The sequence below is a fragment of the Rhodospira trueperi genome (assembly GCF_900101965.1).
Taxonomy (GTDB): domain Bacteria; phylum Pseudomonadota; class Alphaproteobacteria; order Rhodospirillales; family Rhodospirillaceae; genus Rhodospira; species Rhodospira trueperi.
Genome location: NZ_FNAP01000014.1, coordinates 74936 through 89392 on the forward strand (window position 1 = coordinate 74936; position 14457 = coordinate 89392).

Here is a 14457-nt window from a genome sequence, read left to right on the forward strand (position 1 = left end):
ACCCCACGATATGTTCAGCGACGTCGGCGCTCGGGTGCGTCTTCGCCGCTCTCACTCTCGCCAGACCCGTTGCGACCACTAACCCCCTCGCGTCAGAGCCGAAGGAGCCGCGTCATGAGCGCCACCCTGGCCCCCCGGTTCCGTGTGCCGTCGGTGCGACGCTGCGCGGCCGGTCTCATTGCGTTGCTGATGGCCTGGACCGTGGTGGCCATCGGTGCCGCCGGGCCGGCCCGGGCGGATTCGGTCACGGCGCTTCTGGACGCGATCGAGGACAAGGACTTCAACACGGCCCGGGCCCTGGCCGCACGGCTGGACGATCCGCTGGCGCGCGAACTCTTTACCTGGGCGTATCTGAAGGAAGGGCCGGCGACGTTCGAGACCATCGCCGCCTTCATGGCCCAGAACCCGGGGTGGCCCCAAGAGCACGCGTTGCGGCGGTCGGCCGAGCGGTCCATGACCGGGCGCGAGGATCCCCGCCGTCTGTTGGCGTGGTTCGAGCAGAACCCGCCGTTGACCACCGACGGGCTCGTTGCCAAGGCGCGCGCGCTACGGAGCGTCGGGCAGGGGACGGCGGCTATCGAGGCCGCGCGCCGGGCGTGGATCGAAGGGCGTTTCGCACCGGGGGAGGAGCAGGCGTTTCTGCGGGATTTCGGCGACACGCTGCGGCATGAGGACCATGCCCGGCGGGTCTCGGAACTGCTGTGGGATGAACGCGTCACCGAGGCACAGCGCACCCTTCCCAAACTGGATGCCGGGCATCAACGGCTTGCCGACGCGCGGATCCGGCTGATCCGCGACAGCGGCGGCGTCGACGCGGCCATTGACCGAGTGCCGTCCGCCCTGAAGGGCGATCCCGGACTGGTGTTCGACCGGATGGTCTGGCGGCGCAAGCACGACCTGCATGACCGCGCCGTCGAGATGCTGTTCCATCCCGCCGCCAACAAGGACCGTCCCGAGGCCTGGGCGCGGGAGCGCGCCATTCTGGCCCGGGATTCCCAGCAACGGGGCGATATTGCCATCGCCTATCGGCTGTATGCCGGCCACGGCCTCACCGAGGGCCTTTACTTCGCCGTCGGGGAATGGACCGCCGGCTGGATTGCCCTGCGCCTTCAGAACGATCCGGCCCGCGCCCTGGAGCATTTCCAGACCATGCACGCCGGCGTTTCTTATCCGCAAAGCCTGTCGCGGGCGGCGTATTGGGCCGGACGGGCGGCGTCGGCCCTGGGGCAGTCCGACAAGGCGGCCGCCTGGTACCGGCGCGCGGCCGAGCATGCGGAAACCTTCTACGGGCAACTGGCCATTGAGGCCCTGGGCGAGCCGCTCGGCGACCATCTGCGGGAGGCGCCGCCGGTGACCGAGGCCGACCGCGCCCGCTTCGCCGGCGATGAGCGCCGCCAAGTGATCGCCTTGATGGACCGGGCCGGGCGCGCGGACATGGCGCTGCCGTTCGTGCTGGCGCTGAACGATGAGGCGGCCACACCGGGATTCCTGCGGCTGGCCGCCGAGTTCGTCGCCGGCACGACGCGGCCGGACATGGCCGTGTATCTGGCCCGCCGGGCCGCCCTGAAGGGGGTCGCGCTGCCGGAGCTCGCCTATCCCACCCCGCCGGACGTGCTTCAGGGGCTGCGCCAGCGTCCGCCCACCGGGCCGCTGCCGGAGCCGGCGTTGATGCTGTCCCTGATCCGCCAGGAGAGCAATTTCAATCCGGAGGCGGTCAGCCGCGCCGGGGCGCGGGGCTTGATGCAGTTGATGCCGCGCACCGCCTCGCGGGTGGCCTCGCGTCTGGGCGAGCAGACGTCTCAGGTGCGTCTGGTCAGCGATCCGGGTCACAATGCCCGGCTTGGCACGGCTTATTTTGCCTCCCTGCTGGATGATTTCAGAGGCTCCTACGTGCTGTCGATCGCCGGTTACAACGCCGGCCCCGGCCGCTCCGTGCGCTGGATACGCGAAAACGGCGATCCCCGCCGCATGACGATCGAGGAGGCGGTGGACTGGATCGAGAAGATCTCCTTCTCCGAAACCCGGAATTACGTGCAGCGCGTGCTGGAGGGCGCCCAGGTCTACCGGTATCGTCTCGGGCAGGAGGCGTCGTTCGGGTCCCTGAGCGTGGACCTGCGGCGTTGATCCGCCCTGAAAGCCGTGTCGCTTACGGAGGCCGGTCCCCCTGTCCGTGACTCCCCAACGCCCCGTCGCGTGCCTGTTTCGCGCCCGGCCAAACTCTGGAGATTTCTGCCCATGTCCGTGACTCCCCAACGCCCCGTCGCGTGCCTGTTTGATGCCTACGGGACCCTGTTCGACGTCACCGCCGCCGCGCGGCATCTGAAGGACGAGATTGGGCCGTCGTGGGAAGACCTGGCCGAGACTTGGCGCGTTCGTCAGGTCGAGTACACGTGGCTGCGCAGTCTGATGGACCGCTACACGGATTTCCGCGCGATCACGGCGGAGGCCCTCGATTATGCGCTGGATGCGACGGGGCAGGCCCCCTCGACGACGCTGCGGGATCGCCTGATGGGGCTGTACATGACCCTGGATGCGTATCCGGAGGTTCCGGCCGTGCTCGCCGCCCTTCGCGACCGCGGCATCGGCACCGCCATCCTGTCGAACGGGTCCCCCGACATGCTGAAGGCCGCCTGCGACAGCGCCGGCCTGACGGACCTTCTGGACGCCGTTCTGTCGGTGGACGCGGTCGGCATCTTCAAGCCGGCCGCCGCCGCCTATGACCTGGGGCGTGCGCACTTCGGGACTGATCCGGAACGGGTGATGTTCGTATCGTCAAACGGGTGGGATGTCGCTGGCGCGGCGTCATTCGGCTACAGGACCGTCTGGGTGAACCGGCGCGGGGCACCCGCGGAACGGTTGCCTGGCTGCCCGGTGGCCGAACTGGACAGTCTGGACCGGCTGCCCGATCTGCTGAGGGACCTGACTTGGAGAGGATCCGCATGAACATCGACAAGGGCCGCGCCCGCTGGCTGCCCCGCTTGAATCCGCTCGCGCTCCTGGGCGGGCTTCTGGCCCTGGCCGGATGCACCGGCCTGCCGTCCGGCCTGACGGCGGTGCGGGACTTCGACGTGACCCGTTTTTATGGCACCTGGTATTCGATCATGCGGCTCGACCATTCCTTCGAGCGCGGCATGACCAACGTACGGGCCACCTATCAGCCGCGTGACGATGGCACCGTGGCTGTGCTCAACCGGGGCTGGAACCCGCGCACATGCCGCTGGTCCACCATCTCCGGCACGGCCCGGTTCCGCGAGGGGCCCGACGTCGCGAGCTTCGGCGTGACGCTGGGCGCGCCCATTGAGGGCGGCTTGCACATCATCGCCCTGGACACAGAGGACTATCAGTGGGCGCTGGCCAGTGGTCCGACGCGAGGATACCTGTGGATCCTGTCGCGCACGCCGACCATGCCGGACGAGCAACGCCACGCCCTGATGCGCAGGGCCCGGGACTTCGGCTTCCCGGTCGAGAATCTGGTGCGCGTGGATCAGAGCGACCCGCCCGTTTGTGAGCGCGGGTAAGCCACGGTCCCCCTGCGAGAGCAGGCGGGGCATGCATTGGCGTCAAGCCAGCCCCCCCGGAAGAGGCGCCTCTGGATCGAAACGCCGCTTGCGCGACAAGTCGTTGGTCGGGCGAGTCTGTCCAGGATTGGCCGGAATTGTTGCACGAACGTGAACGGACACCTTGGGAACAGGGGACGGAGTCCGTCTGTCCGCGAAATTTTCATCAAACTTTAGGACAAAAAAAGTCTTGCCAGAATCGCCCGTTAGCGGCAGATTTTGGCATATAGCCTTCAGTGAATCGAGCAGGCTTCGAGGGCTCAATGATTCTGATCCGTTTCCTTGGGTGGTGTCTGATCGTTGTGGCGTCGGTGGCCGCATCGGCCGAGGCCGTGCTGGCCCTCACCCCGGGGGCCTTGCCGAGCCCGGGACTGGCCACCGGCGAGGTGTGGACGCTGCTGTCCGGCATACCGGCCAGCGCCCTGGCTTCTCCCAACCATTGGATGGACATGGTGGCCGCCAGTGTCATGACAATGCCGGCGTGGACCGCGTTCGCTCTCCTGGGCATCGTGATGGTCGTACTCGGCCGCCTGCGCCGCCGCAAACACCGCCACACCGGTTTTATCTAGGGATCGTTGCGTTTCATTTGAGTCACCCAACGCGCCCCTCAGGAAGCCCCTCATTTCTTAAATATGCAATTAAATCAACAGGTTATCGCGCAGGCCGGTGTCGTGAAACCCATTGATTTTGCGGCCCTTTTCCGAAATGAGGGGATTCCTGAGAACGCGCCCTCGTCATTTGATCTAGAAGCAAATCGTCGTCGCGATCCGTTCCGGATCGCTCGGGATGTGCTCTAGAAAAAATCGGTCGGGCCCGTGTCATGCCGCCCGACGGAAAAGCCTGCCTCACCTCCGGGCGAACTCACATCCCGTTTTCGACCAGCCAGTGCAGGATGGGGTCGGCGGCGTGGCGCCAGTTCTCCTCCAGCATCATGGCATGCGCCATGTCGGGCACGATCACCGGGTCCGCCTCAAAATACCGCGCCGTGCGCAAGACCATTGAGCGCGGAATGAAGGCATCGTTGGCGGCGCCCATGACCAGGGTGGGAACCGGCCGGCGCGGCGGATGGCGCGGCACGTCCCAGAGCGTCATGTCCAGAATGACCCGCTGGGATTCCCGCTGGAACTGGTTGTAGTAGCGCTCCGCCCGCTCCTGCGGGACGTCGGAGGAGAACAACCCTTCATAAAGCACGTCCGGGTTGATGAAGGACTTGCCGATGGTCTGCATGAACGAGATGCCCTGCGCCAACCCCGGGTTGGCCAGCATCATGTGCCACGAGCTTTCCACCAGTCCCCAGGGCCCGACCGACGCCATCAGCACCATGGCTGCCGCCGGACCGGTTTCCAGGTACTTCTGCACCACCATACCGCCCATGGAATGGCCGATCAGCACCGCCGGCCGATCAAGCTCCTCCAGAACACGGCGCAGATCGTTGGCGTAATCGCCCAGGCTGACGAGGTCCAGGTAGTCACCCCCCTCGCTGTCGCCGTGGCCGCGCAGGCTGAAGGCGACCGTGGTGTATCCCTTGTGAGTGAAGTACGGGACGAAATACTCCATCCAGCACCACGCGCCCGCGAACGCCCCATGCACGAAGACCAAGGGCGGCCGATCTCCGGCGACCTTCGGGTCGGCCGGCTGTGTGATGTTGATCTCGAGGGTCGGGGCGGGGTTTTCCAGAACACACATCAGTCGTCCGTCGCCTCCACGCGGGCACTCATGACAGGACGATGCCGGCCCAGCGTCCTTAGCCCTTAGCAGATCCCGGGCGGTGTCGTCACCCTGTCTTCACATTAAGAGATCGGACAATCGGGCGAGGGAAAGCCCCCCGCCGAGACGCAAGCGGCTGGTGTGGGCCGCCTTGCGTGCTCTGCGCGAAGCAGAAATTTGCCGTCTCGTAGCAGGCGCCGGCCAAACCCTCGCCGCCACCTGACCAACTCCATGAGCAATTTCCGCCAGTGCACCCTGGTGGAGCGTGCCTTCAAATGAATCAAACAAGTCCGGGGCATCACGCCCCGCCAAGACACGGGTCCGCTGATCCGCCTCGCCGCCGTCAGGCTGATCGCGTACCTCATGTGGAACTGCGTGTGTTATGAGTCGACGTCGCCGCCCGACCCGCCGTAACGGCCCGCCAGCGCCAGCAGTGGCCGCTGCGCCGCCAGATACTCGGCCCGCAGGCGGGCCACCAGATCGGACGTCGCCGGCACGTCGTCGATCGTGCCGACCCCCTGACCCGAGCCCCAGACGTCGCGCCAGGGCTTGGCGCGCGCGCTCCCGAAGGAAGCCCTGTCCCGGCTCGGCGCGGGCAGCGCGTCCGGGTCGAGGCCGGCGGCGACGATGCTGGGCTTGAGGTAGTTGCCGGGTACGCCGGTGAAGTAGGGCGTATAGACGATATCGGCGGCGCTCGCCCGCGTGATCATGGCCTTGTAGTCCGGCGCGGCATTGGCCTCGCGGGTGGCGATGAAGCGCGTGCCCATGTAGGCGAGGTCGGCACCCATGGCCTGGGCGGCCAGGATCGCCCGCCCGCTGGTGATGGCCCCCGCCAGCACCAATGGGCCGTCATAAAAACGCCGAACCTCGCCCAGCAGCGCGAACGGGCTGAGGGTCCCGCCGTGGCCGCCGGCCCCGGCGCACACCAGGATCAGACCGTCGACGCCGCTCTCCAGCGCCTTCTGGGCATGTCGGATCGTGGTGACGTCGTGGAAGACGAGACCGCCGTAGGCGTGCACACGCGCCACGACGTCGCCTGGTGCCCGCAACGAGGTGATGATCAGCGGGACCTCATGGGCGGCGCAGGTCTCCAGATCCGCGGCGAGACGGTCGTTGGAGGCGTGCACGATGAGGTTGACGGCGAAGGGTGCGATACGGCGCGTCGGGTCGGCGGCGGCGGCCTGCGCCAGCCGCGTCTTCACCTCCGACAGCCATCCATCCAGGGTCTCGGGAGCACGCGCGTTGAGGGCCGGAAATGTGCCCACGATCCCCGACAGGCACTGCGCCACCACCAGATCGGGACCGGAGACGATGAACATCGGCGAGCCGATGAGGGGAAGCGTCAACCGGTCGCGTAGCGGCGCCGGCAGGCGCGCGAGCGGATCGTCCGCAGCGCGGACATTGTCCTGGGGGCGGATCGGATCGTTCATGCGTTGGCCTCCGCGCCGGCCCGGGTGAGGACGAGGACGTCGCTGCGGCCAGCCTGGACAACCTCCCCACCGTGATCCAGCAACTCGAGCAGGCGGCCGACACGGCCCGTTCGACCGGACGTGCCGCGCTCCGTGTCGACGATATTAAGCCGCAGACGCAGCGTCGTGCCGACCAGGATCGGCTTCTTGAACTGCCAGTCTGCGATCCCGAGCATGGCCACCGCGCTCTTCTCGAAGATGCCGAGCGGATGCATCAGACCGATGGCCAGACCGATGCCGTAGGCGCCGTGCACCAGTCGCTCGCCGAAGCGGGTGGCGCGGGCGTACTCGGCATCGGCATGGATCGGGTTCCAGTCTCCGGTCAGCATGGAGAACAGGGTCAGATCCGTCTCGGTGATGGTGCGTCCCACCGTCTCGAAGACCTGGCCGGGCTGGAAGTCCTCGAAATACAGTGTCGTCGTCATGGGCGTGTCCTCATTCCTGCGCCACGCATTCGGCCGCCATCTGCCGCAGCTTGACTCGCTGGATCTTCGGCCCATTGGCGCTCTGGGCGATCGGGAACGCGTCGATCGGCAGCACACGGATCGGCACCTTGAAGGCCGCCAGAATATCGGCCGCCGCGTCGATCACCCGGCGCTCCTCAAAGGGCGTCTGGCCGTCCGGAATGACGAAGGCGACCGGGCGCGTCCCGCCGTCCTGCTCGACGCCCACCACCTGCGCATCGTCCACACCGTCGATGGTCTTGAGCGCGTCCTCGATTTCCGCCGGGTCGACCAGAAAGCCCGCCAGCCGGATGGCGTCGCCCCGCCGTGCCACGTAGACGAACGTACCGTCGTCCCTTACGTAGCCAACGTCGCCGGTGCGGAAGAATCCCTCCGGATCAACCGCCTCTCGGGTCGCGTCGGGGTTGTTGTAGTAGCCGGTGAAGTTGGTTGGTGCCCGGACCTCGAGTTCGCCGGTCTCGAAGGGGGGCAGCAGCGCGCCGGTCTCCATGTCGCGAACGCGCACGTCTGCGGCACCGCCGGAGGCCGGGCGACCGCCGCCCTTCAGGCGGTCCTCGGGCGGCAGGGACATCGGCTGGATGGCGAAGATGGCGTTGATCTCGCTCGACCCGTACAACCCCGCAAGCGGCAGCCCGCGTTCGGCAGCCTTGCGCAGCAGGTCACCCAGGCCGGGGGTGAACGAAGCGAACCCGCAGAGGCGCGTTGACGCCAAGCGATCCGCGCCACACTCGATCAGCCGGCGGAACATCTCGTCGCTGCCGATCAGGTGCGTGATGCGATGCTGTTCCACCCGTGCCGCCGCGTCAGCCGCGTCGAAGAGCGCGCTCAGATGGATCCGCGCCCGGCCGGCCAGCGCCGCCAGCACACCGTTGAGACCGAACACACCGCAGAACGGCATCGCGGTCAAAAAGCCGCTGCCCTCCACATCGAAACCGTAGGCGTGGGCCGCCCGCAGCGAGTGCCGGGCCAGCGTATGCTGGGGGTGCACCACGAGTTTCGGTGCCTTGGTGGTGCCCGAGGTCGTGAACAGAACGAGCGGCGCCGCCGGGTCGCTCGTGGTGTCGGGGCCCGGCGGCGGCGCCTCGGTCACGGGCCTGAACGGTACTGTTGGCCGGTCGAGCACCCGCTCCAGCGTCTCGCCCGTGTCGCTCAGGATCGCGACCGCCTTCAAGTCCGGCAGTCCCGCAGGGTCAATGCCAGCCACCACGGTGCGGAAGTCGATGCGCCGGAACCCCGGCTGCATGATGAGCAGGCGGGCGCCGGACGCGGTCAGGATGTGGGTCAGTTCGGCCGAGCGGTACCGTGTGTTGACCGCCACCAGCGTGGCGCCGACGCGTGCCAGCGCGAACAGCAGCGCCAACCATTCAATCCTGTTGGGCAGCCACACCGCCACACGGTCGCCCGGCTTGATCCCGGCCTGCAGCAACCAAGCCTCGGTCGCGGCCACGAGGGCATCGAAGTGCCGGATGGTGACGGTGCCGCCGTCCTCTTCGACGAAAACGACGGCGTCACCATGGGCCGCCCTCCACGGATCCAAGAGCGCGTCGAGGCGGGGCAGATCCCGGTCCATCAGTACAGCTCCATCAGCTTTCGGTTGTCCTCGAGGTCGCTGGGCACTCCTTCCCAGATCATGGCCCCCGACTTCATGACAACGACGCGGTCGCTGATCTTCAGGGCCTCGCGCACATTCTGCTCGACCAGCAGGATGGACAGCCCGTCCGTCTTCTGAAGCTGACGGATCGGCTGCAACAGGTCCTGGAACAGTTTCGGGGCCAACCCGATCGAGGGTTCGTCAAGCAGCAGGATGCGCGGACGGCTGAGCAGGGCGCGACCGATGGACACCATCTGCTGCTGACCGCCCGACAGGGTGCCGGCGCGGCGGTGCAGGAACTCCGTGATGGCCGGAAGGATGTCCAGCACCCATTCAATCCGGACTCGTTGCTCATGCCGAGGGAGGCCGGTTGCCCACATCGCCATTCTGAGGGTTTCGCCCACCGTCAGGCTCGGGAAGACGCTGCGGCCTTCCGGCACCATCGCGAGGCCCTTGGCGACCAGGGCGCGAGGCTCGGCGTCGTCGACCGGGGCGTCATCGACCCGCACCTCGCCGGCGGACGGCCGCAGCAGGCCGAACAGCGTCTTCAACAACGTGGACTTGCCGGCGCCGTTGTGACCGATCAGGCACAGCACCTCGTTCTCGAGCAAGGCGATGTCCAGCCCGGTGATGATGGGCCGGCCGCCGTAGCCGACGACCAGGCCGCGACCTTCGAGTACCACCCGGTCCGTCATGAGCGATCTCCGAAGTAGATGGCGGCCAGCGCGGGGTCCTCAAGCACCGTCTTCGGATCGTCGTCAGCCAGGAGCCTGCCGTGGTCGAGGAAAGCGATGCGGTCGGAGATGCCGATGACGATGTCCAGGTTGTGCTCGATGATGCAGACGGTCACGCCGGCGCTCACCTCCTCGCGTAGGAGCGCGAGGAAGAGTTCGTACGAGTGTGGGTCCAGCCCGGAGGCGGGTTCATCGAGCAGCCACAAACGGGCGTCGGTGGCCATGATCCGCGCCAGACTGAGGAACTTGCGTTCGGCATAGGCGAGATCCATGGCGCGCACGGCGCGCTTATCGGCGAGCCCGGTGCGCTCAAGCACGTGCCCGGCGCGTGCGCGGCGCTCCTTCAGCGGCGGACCGGACAGGCGGAACGGCAGCGCGTTCGGCTCCATCACGGTCAGGATGTTTTCCTCCACTGTCATCTCACTGAACAGGCGCAGATCCTGAAACGTGCGGGCGATGCCCAGCCGGGCGATCTGGTAAGGCTTGAGGCCGCCGATGTCGCGGCCGAGCCAGCGAACACTGCCGCCACTGCGCGGCAGGTGGCCGGTGATCAGGTTGAACAGCGTGGTCTTGCCGGCACCGTTCGGGCCGACCAGCGTGGTCACGATCCCGGCCCGAAGGTCCATCGTCACGTCCGCGACCGCCTTGACGCCGCCGAACCGCTTTTCCAGATGGCGAATCTCCAGCAGCGTCTCGCCCGCGTTGCGTGCGCCGTTCATCGTCATGCCTCGCCCTCGCCGGTCTCTGCCCGCCCGCGACCGACGATGCCGCCGGGGCGGAAGATCATCAGCACGGCCATGCCCAGGCCGTACAGGATCTGCTGGATGGAGCCGATCTCTGTCTGCGGCAGGAAGCTAAGATAGCTGAGAGCCCCCGGCAGAATCAGCAGCAGGGCGGCGCCCACGATCGGCCCCAGTTGGGTGCCGGTGCCGCCGATGATGACCATCGCCATGATCAGCACCGATGTATCGAGCATGAAGCTCTCGACGTTGATGAAGCTCATGTACGCGGCATAGAGCGAGCCGGCGATGGCGGCCAGCGCGGCGGAGATGACCACCGAGGTGGTCTTGATCAGGGCGATGTTCTTGCCGAACGCCAGAGCCGCCGATTCACTGTCGCGGATCGCCTTCAGGCTGCGCCCGAAACTGGAGCGCACGAGCAGTCGCGTGATGGCCACCACCGCCGCGAGGGTGACCAGCGACAGAATGAAGAAGCTGCCCGGGCTGTAGATCTCGAAGCCGGCGATGTCGACGGGCGGAATGCCGATCAGCCCGCCGATGCCGCCGGTGACCGCTTTCCACTCGGCGAACACGGTCACCGCGAGCACCTGCAAGCCCAGCGAGGCGGCGACGAAGTACTCCCCGCGCACCCTCAGGGCCGGCAGCGCCAGCAACAGCGACAGCGCGGCCGCGCACAGCATCGCCGTCGGCACCATGACGAAAATCGAAGCGCTGAAATTGAGGGCCACCGAGGCGCCAGCGTAGGCCCCGGTCCCGAAGAAGACGGCATGGGCCAAGGAATAGATGCCCGCGTAGCCCATGATGAAGTTCAGCGTCACTGCCAGGATCGCGTACAGCGAGATGAGGACGCCCAGATTGAGCAGATAGGCTTCCACCGGCGGCCTCCTCAACTGGTTGCGGCGCGGCCGAACAGGCCGGAGGGGCGCAACAGGATGAACAGGAACAGGATCGCGAACGTCACCGCTTCGGTCCATTGCGAGTCGAACTGGAGTAGCGCCAGGCTTTCCGCCAGTCCAAGGCCGAAACCGGCCACCAGGGCGCCGCCGATGCTGCCGATTCCGCCCACGATGGTGGCCGCCAACGAGATCAGCATGACGTGATGGCCGAGCGCCGGGTTGAGGCCCGCCGTGGCTCCGGTGATGACCGCGGCCGGCACCACGAGGAAGGAGCCCAATGCAAAGGCGTAGGTCGACAACAGGCGCGGACTGAGCCCGAAGACGCGGATCAGTTCCGGGTTGTCGGCCAGCGCCCGCAATCCCGTGCCGAGGTTGGTGCGGCGCAGGAAGAACCACAGGCCGAGGAAGAACACGCCGGCGCAGGCTACGGCAATCCAGGCCAGGGGCGAGACGTAAACCCCGTCCAGCACTTCCACCGATCGGCTGAGGGGCGTGGTGACGGTCACGAAGCTGCGGCCGAACACCATGCCGACCAGATTCTGCACCGCGATGCCGATCCCGAAGGAGGCCACGAAGACGGTGAAGAACGAGCCCTCGTGGCGCTGGATCGGGGCGTAAACCAGCCGGTCCATCAACACCCCGAATCCCACCGCGGCGACGGACGCTGCCAGCACACCGGCCGCCGTCCCGTAACCCTGACTCTCGACGTAATAAAAGACGTATGCGGCCAGGACGAACGTGGCGCCGTGCGCGAAGTGGAAGATGCGGGTGCACCCGAAGATCAGCGAGAAACCGACGGCGGTGAGCGCATAGAGCGCGCCCACCTGAAGGCCGGTGATGGCGAGTTGAAGCCAGAGCATGGCGGCGGATCAGTCAGCGACGTCGACCGTGGCGACGGGCTGGCCGGCACCGTCCGTCACGATGTTGATTTGAATCGGGGCCACCAGTGTTCCGTCGTCCTGGAAGGAGACCGTGCCGCCGACGAGGTCGAAGCTGTCCGTTGCCATGCGCTCGGCCAGAAGGTTCGCCCCGGTGACCGCCTGGCCCTTGTCCTCGAGCGCGTGGGCAAGCAGGCCGAACAGTCGCACCGCGTTGTAGTAGTTGACGTTGTAGGCGGTGGGCGCGCGCCCGTACTTGGCCGTGTAGTCGTCGACGAAGCGCTTGGTGACAGGGTCATCGGAGTCGTAGTCGACGCTCTGGGTGGTGTAGATCAGGCCCTCCGACTCGGGCAGCGCCAACGCCTCGGACACGGAATAGCCGGAGTAGGTGACCAGTTGCGCGTCGACTCCGTTGTCGCGCAGTTGCTTGACGATCTGAAGTTGCTGAGCCCCGTAGGAGGCGATGTAGACCGCATCCGGTTCGGCGGCCCGCACCTTCGCGGCGATCCCCGAGAACTGCTGTGCCGTGGTCGGCACGGACAAGGCGTCGACCAGGGTGCCGCCAACGGTCGGCAATTCGGTCTCCAGTTCGGTCCGGATCGCCTGACCGAGCGGGTCGTCGACATAAATCAAGACGACGTTCTTCAGGCCCTCTTCCTCGACCAGATAGGGCACCAGCCCGCGCACCTCCAGATTGGCGAGCGGGATGACATTCCAGAAATATTCGCCAAGTTGGGCGAGGTCCGGGCCCACGCCGCCGCCGTTCACCGCCACCACCTGGTTGCGCTGGGCGAGGGTCGAGATCGCCTTGGAGACACCAGTGAACGCCGACAGCACGTACGGCACCTGATCGACATTGACCAGCTTGGTCATCCCGACCACGGCCCGTTGCGGTAGGGCCTGACTGTCCTCGTAGCGCAAGGACAGCTCGCCCGACAGCAGTTCGTCGGCATTGATATGGTCGACCGCCAGGTCGGCGCCCGACATGAAGATGTCGCCGTACGTCGCGTTCGGCCCGCTGAGCGGGAACAACGCTCCGATCTGATGATCGGCGGCCTGGGATGGAAAGGCGGTGGCGAGGTGAAGGCCCGCGACCACTATGCAAAGCCGGAACGTGTTCATGCTGTCATCCTCCCGTGCTGCCGCCGGTCGTTGCCGGACGGCTCCGTTTGCCCAAGGGGGGGCGGGGGGGGCGGGCATCCGCTCGATCCACCTCGCTCCACGCCATGGGCGCTTTCTGAATAGAGAATGCTATTCCGAATAGAGAATGTCAAAGCCTTTCGGGTCGATCTGTCGCATCATCGACAAATCTGCGGCGCGGGGCCGAGGGGGGGCGGACCAGCACCGGCCCGGCCACCGGGGACGCGACGGACAGGGTCCCGCGTTGACCAGGGTCGACCCGCTCGGCCTCCAATCGCAAGAAGATGGCCGGGACGGCCTGGAGGCGCCCGTCTTCTCCCCTTTGGCACGTCGGGTGATTCAGACCGGATCCCAGCAGAACACGTCGGCCGAGACCTCCAGCGGCTGGAAGTTGGCCTTCAAGGCCGGAATGGCGTGGGTGTCTACGCTATCGATGGTCCACCCCTCATCCCGATGCACCGACCGCACGGGGCGCGGCTGCGACATCAGGAAGATCTCGTTGTTGCGTACCGCGAAGATCTGGCCGGTCACGTGGGTGGCGGCGTCCGAGGCGAGCCAGAGCGCGAGCGGGGCGATCTTTTCCGGCACCATCAGCTTCATCTGCTCCACGCGCAGTTCCTGCTCGAGACTGTCGACCTTGATGGACGAGGTCATGCGACTCCATGCGAAGGGGGCGATGCAGTTCGATCGGATATTCCAGCGGGCAAGGTCCAGCGCCATCGATTTCGACAGCGCCGCGACGCCCAGCTTCGCGGCGGAGTAGTTCGCCTGCGCCAGGTTGCCGATCAGCCCCGAGGTCGACGTCATGTGGATCATGGCGCCGGATTTCTGCTCGCGGAAGACGTCCGCCGCGGCACGGCTGACATTGAAGGTGCCGTAGAGATGGACCTTCACCACCGCGTCGAAATCCTCGTAGCTCATTTTGTGGAAGAAACAGTCCCTCAGGATGCCGGCGTTGTTGATCACGGCATCAAGGCGGCCGAAGGCGTCTGTCGCCTGCCGGATCATCCGAGCCGCGCCCTCGCGGTCCGACACGTCGTCGCCATTGGCGATCGCCCGGCCGCCCGCTCTCTCGATCTCAGTCACGGCGCTCTGCGCGGCCTCGCTGCTCTCGCGTTCGCCCCCAAGCGTCGCGCCAAGATCGTTGACCAGCACGCTGGCGCCCGCCTTCGCGGCTTCGATGGCGATGGCGCGGCCGATTCCGCCACCGGCGCCGGTCACGAGAACGGCCTTGCCGTCGAGGGGGTTGGATTTGGACATGGTTCCTCCGTGATGTCAGGG

The 14457-nt window shown here is 66.8% G+C and carries 14 protein-coding genes; 4 read left to right on the forward strand and 10 right to left on the reverse strand.

The features are described from left to right. Nucleotides 1–114: 114 nt before the first annotated feature. The 4 genes from BLS85_RS15620 (at nucleotide 115) to BLS85_RS15635 (ending at nucleotide 4126) form a co-directional block, all read left to right on the forward strand. Entirely contained in the window at nucleotides 115–2124 is a 2010-nt protein-coding gene (locus tag BLS85_RS15620) for a lytic transglycosylase domain-containing protein (protein ID WP_176793798.1), read from the forward strand. A 111-nt stretch (nucleotides 2125–2235) separates the two neighbouring features. Beyond that, nucleotides 2236–2943: a haloacid dehalogenase type II gene (locus BLS85_RS15625; RefSeq protein WP_092787669.1), complete on the forward strand. Its 708-nt coding sequence runs from the start codon at nucleotides 2236–2238 to the stop codon at nucleotides 2941–2943. Then, nucleotides 2940–3518, forward strand: coding sequence for a lipocalin family protein (locus tag BLS85_RS15630; protein WP_092787670.1), 579 nt, complete (start codon nucleotides 2940–2942; stop codon nucleotides 3516–3518). The genes BLS85_RS15625 and BLS85_RS15630 overlap by 4 nt, the downstream gene beginning before the upstream one ends. A gap of 302 nt (nucleotides 3519–3820) precedes the next feature. Continuing rightward, the gene (locus tag BLS85_RS15635; RefSeq protein WP_092787671.1) at nucleotides 3821–4126 is read left to right on the forward strand and encodes a hypothetical protein; all 306 of its coding nucleotides are present in this window, start codon (nucleotides 3821–3823) and stop codon (nucleotides 4124–4126) included. A 292-nt stretch (nucleotides 4127–4418) separates the two neighbouring features. Here the strand turns inward: BLS85_RS15635 and BLS85_RS15640 are convergent, their stop codons facing one another. The 10 genes from BLS85_RS15640 to BLS85_RS15685 all read right to left on the reverse strand — a co-directional run bounded on the left by BLS85_RS15640 (nucleotide 4419) and on the right by BLS85_RS15685 (nucleotide 14436). Continuing rightward, nucleotides 4419–5243 carry an alpha/beta hydrolase gene (locus BLS85_RS15640; RefSeq protein ID WP_092787672.1) on the reverse strand — a complete coding sequence of 275 codons (825 nt, stop codon included), beginning with the start codon at nucleotides 5241–5243 and terminating at the stop codon, nucleotides 4419–4421. Between the two features lie 401 nt (nucleotides 5244–5644). Then, nucleotides 5645–6694: an NAD(P)H-dependent flavin oxidoreductase gene (locus tag BLS85_RS15645; protein WP_092787673.1), complete on the reverse strand. Its 1050-nt coding sequence runs from the start codon at nucleotides 6692–6694 to the stop codon at nucleotides 5645–5647. Further along, nucleotides 6691–7158, reverse strand: coding sequence for a MaoC/PaaZ C-terminal domain-containing protein (locus tag BLS85_RS15650; RefSeq protein WP_092787674.1), 468 nt, complete (start codon nucleotides 7156–7158; stop codon nucleotides 6691–6693). Before BLS85_RS15650 ends, BLS85_RS15645 begins: the two co-directional genes overlap by 4 nt. A gap of 10 nt (nucleotides 7159–7168) precedes the next feature. Then, a complete protein-coding gene (locus BLS85_RS15655; protein ID WP_092787675.1) occupies nucleotides 7169–8767 on the reverse strand; it encodes an AMP-binding protein in 1599 nt (532 codons plus the stop codon). Further along, a complete protein-coding gene (locus tag BLS85_RS15660; RefSeq protein ID WP_092787676.1) occupies nucleotides 8767–9483 on the reverse strand; it encodes an ABC transporter ATP-binding protein in 717 nt (238 codons plus the stop codon). Before BLS85_RS15660 ends, BLS85_RS15655 begins: the two co-directional genes overlap by 1 nt. Next, on the reverse strand, nucleotides 9480–10247 hold the full coding sequence (locus BLS85_RS15665) for an ABC transporter ATP-binding protein (RefSeq protein WP_245699261.1): 768 nt from the start codon (nucleotides 10245–10247) through the stop codon (nucleotides 9480–9482). The genes BLS85_RS15660 and BLS85_RS15665 overlap by 4 nt, the downstream gene beginning before the upstream one ends. Further along, nucleotides 10244–11137: a branched-chain amino acid ABC transporter permease gene (locus tag BLS85_RS15670; protein ID WP_092787678.1), complete on the reverse strand. Its 894-nt coding sequence runs from the start codon at nucleotides 11135–11137 to the stop codon at nucleotides 10244–10246. The genes BLS85_RS15665 and BLS85_RS15670 overlap by 4 nt, the downstream gene beginning before the upstream one ends. An 11-nt stretch (nucleotides 11138–11148) precedes the next feature. Further along, nucleotides 11149–12018: a branched-chain amino acid ABC transporter permease gene (locus BLS85_RS15675; protein ID WP_092787679.1), complete on the reverse strand. Its 870-nt coding sequence runs from the start codon at nucleotides 12016–12018 to the stop codon at nucleotides 11149–11151. 9 nt (nucleotides 12019–12027) lie between these two features. Further along, entirely contained in the window at nucleotides 12028–13158 is a 1131-nt protein-coding gene (locus tag BLS85_RS15680) for an ABC transporter substrate-binding protein (RefSeq protein WP_092787680.1), read from the reverse strand. A gap of 357 nt (nucleotides 13159–13515) precedes the next feature. After that, a complete protein-coding gene (locus BLS85_RS15685; RefSeq protein WP_092787681.1) occupies nucleotides 13516–14436 on the reverse strand; it encodes an SDR family NAD(P)-dependent oxidoreductase in 921 nt (306 codons plus the stop codon). Between the last annotated feature and the right edge of the window lie 21 nt (nucleotides 14437–14457).

What these genes read in the sequence shown, in the direction of transcription:
- BLS85_RS15620 (WP_176793798.1), top strand. Translation starts at nt 115, where the DNA reads ATGAGCGCCACCCTGGCCCCCCGGTTCCGTGTGCCGTCGGTGCGACGC.
- BLS85_RS15625 (WP_092787669.1), top strand. Translation starts at nt 2,236, where the DNA reads ATGTCCGTGACTCCCCAACGCCCCGTCGCGTGCCTGTTTGATGCCTAC.
- BLS85_RS15630 (WP_092787670.1), top strand. Translation starts at nt 2,940, where the DNA reads ATGAACATCGACAAGGGCCGCGCCCGCTGGCTGCCCCGCTTGAATCCG.
- BLS85_RS15635 (WP_092787671.1), top strand. Translation starts at nt 3,821, where the DNA reads ATGATTCTGATCCGTTTCCTTGGGTGGTGTCTGATCGTTGTGGCGTCG.
- BLS85_RS15640 (WP_092787672.1), bottom strand. Translation starts at nt 5,243, where the DNA reads ATGTGTGTTCTGGAAAACCCCGCCCCGACCCTCGAGATCAACATCACA.
- BLS85_RS15645 (WP_092787673.1), bottom strand. Translation starts at nt 6,694, where the DNA reads ATGAACGATCCGATCCGCCCCCAGGACAATGTCCGCGCTGCGGACGAT.
- BLS85_RS15650 (WP_092787674.1), bottom strand. Translation starts at nt 7,158, where the DNA reads ATGACGACGACACTGTATTTCGAGGACTTCCAGCCCGGCCAGGTCTTC.
- BLS85_RS15655 (WP_092787675.1), bottom strand. Translation starts at nt 8,767, where the DNA reads ATGGACCGGGATCTGCCCCGCCTCGACGCGCTCTTGGATCCGTGGAGG.
- BLS85_RS15660 (WP_092787676.1), bottom strand. Translation starts at nt 9,483, where the DNA reads ATGACGGACCGGGTGGTACTCGAAGGTCGCGGCCTGGTCGTCGGCTAC.
- BLS85_RS15665 (WP_245699261.1), bottom strand. Translation starts at nt 10,247, where the DNA reads ATGACGATGAACGGCGCACGCAACGCGGGCGAGACGCTGCTGGAGATT.
- BLS85_RS15675 (WP_092787679.1), bottom strand. Translation starts at nt 12,018, where the DNA reads ATGCTCTGGCTTCAACTCGCCATCACCGGCCTTCAGGTGGGCGCGCTC.
- BLS85_RS15680 (WP_092787680.1), bottom strand. Translation starts at nt 13,158, where the DNA reads ATGAACACGTTCCGGCTTTGCATAGTGGTCGCGGGCCTTCACCTCGCC.
- BLS85_RS15685 (WP_092787681.1), bottom strand. Translation starts at nt 14,436, where the DNA reads ATGTCCAAATCCAACCCCCTCGACGGCAAGGCCGTTCTCGTGACCGGC.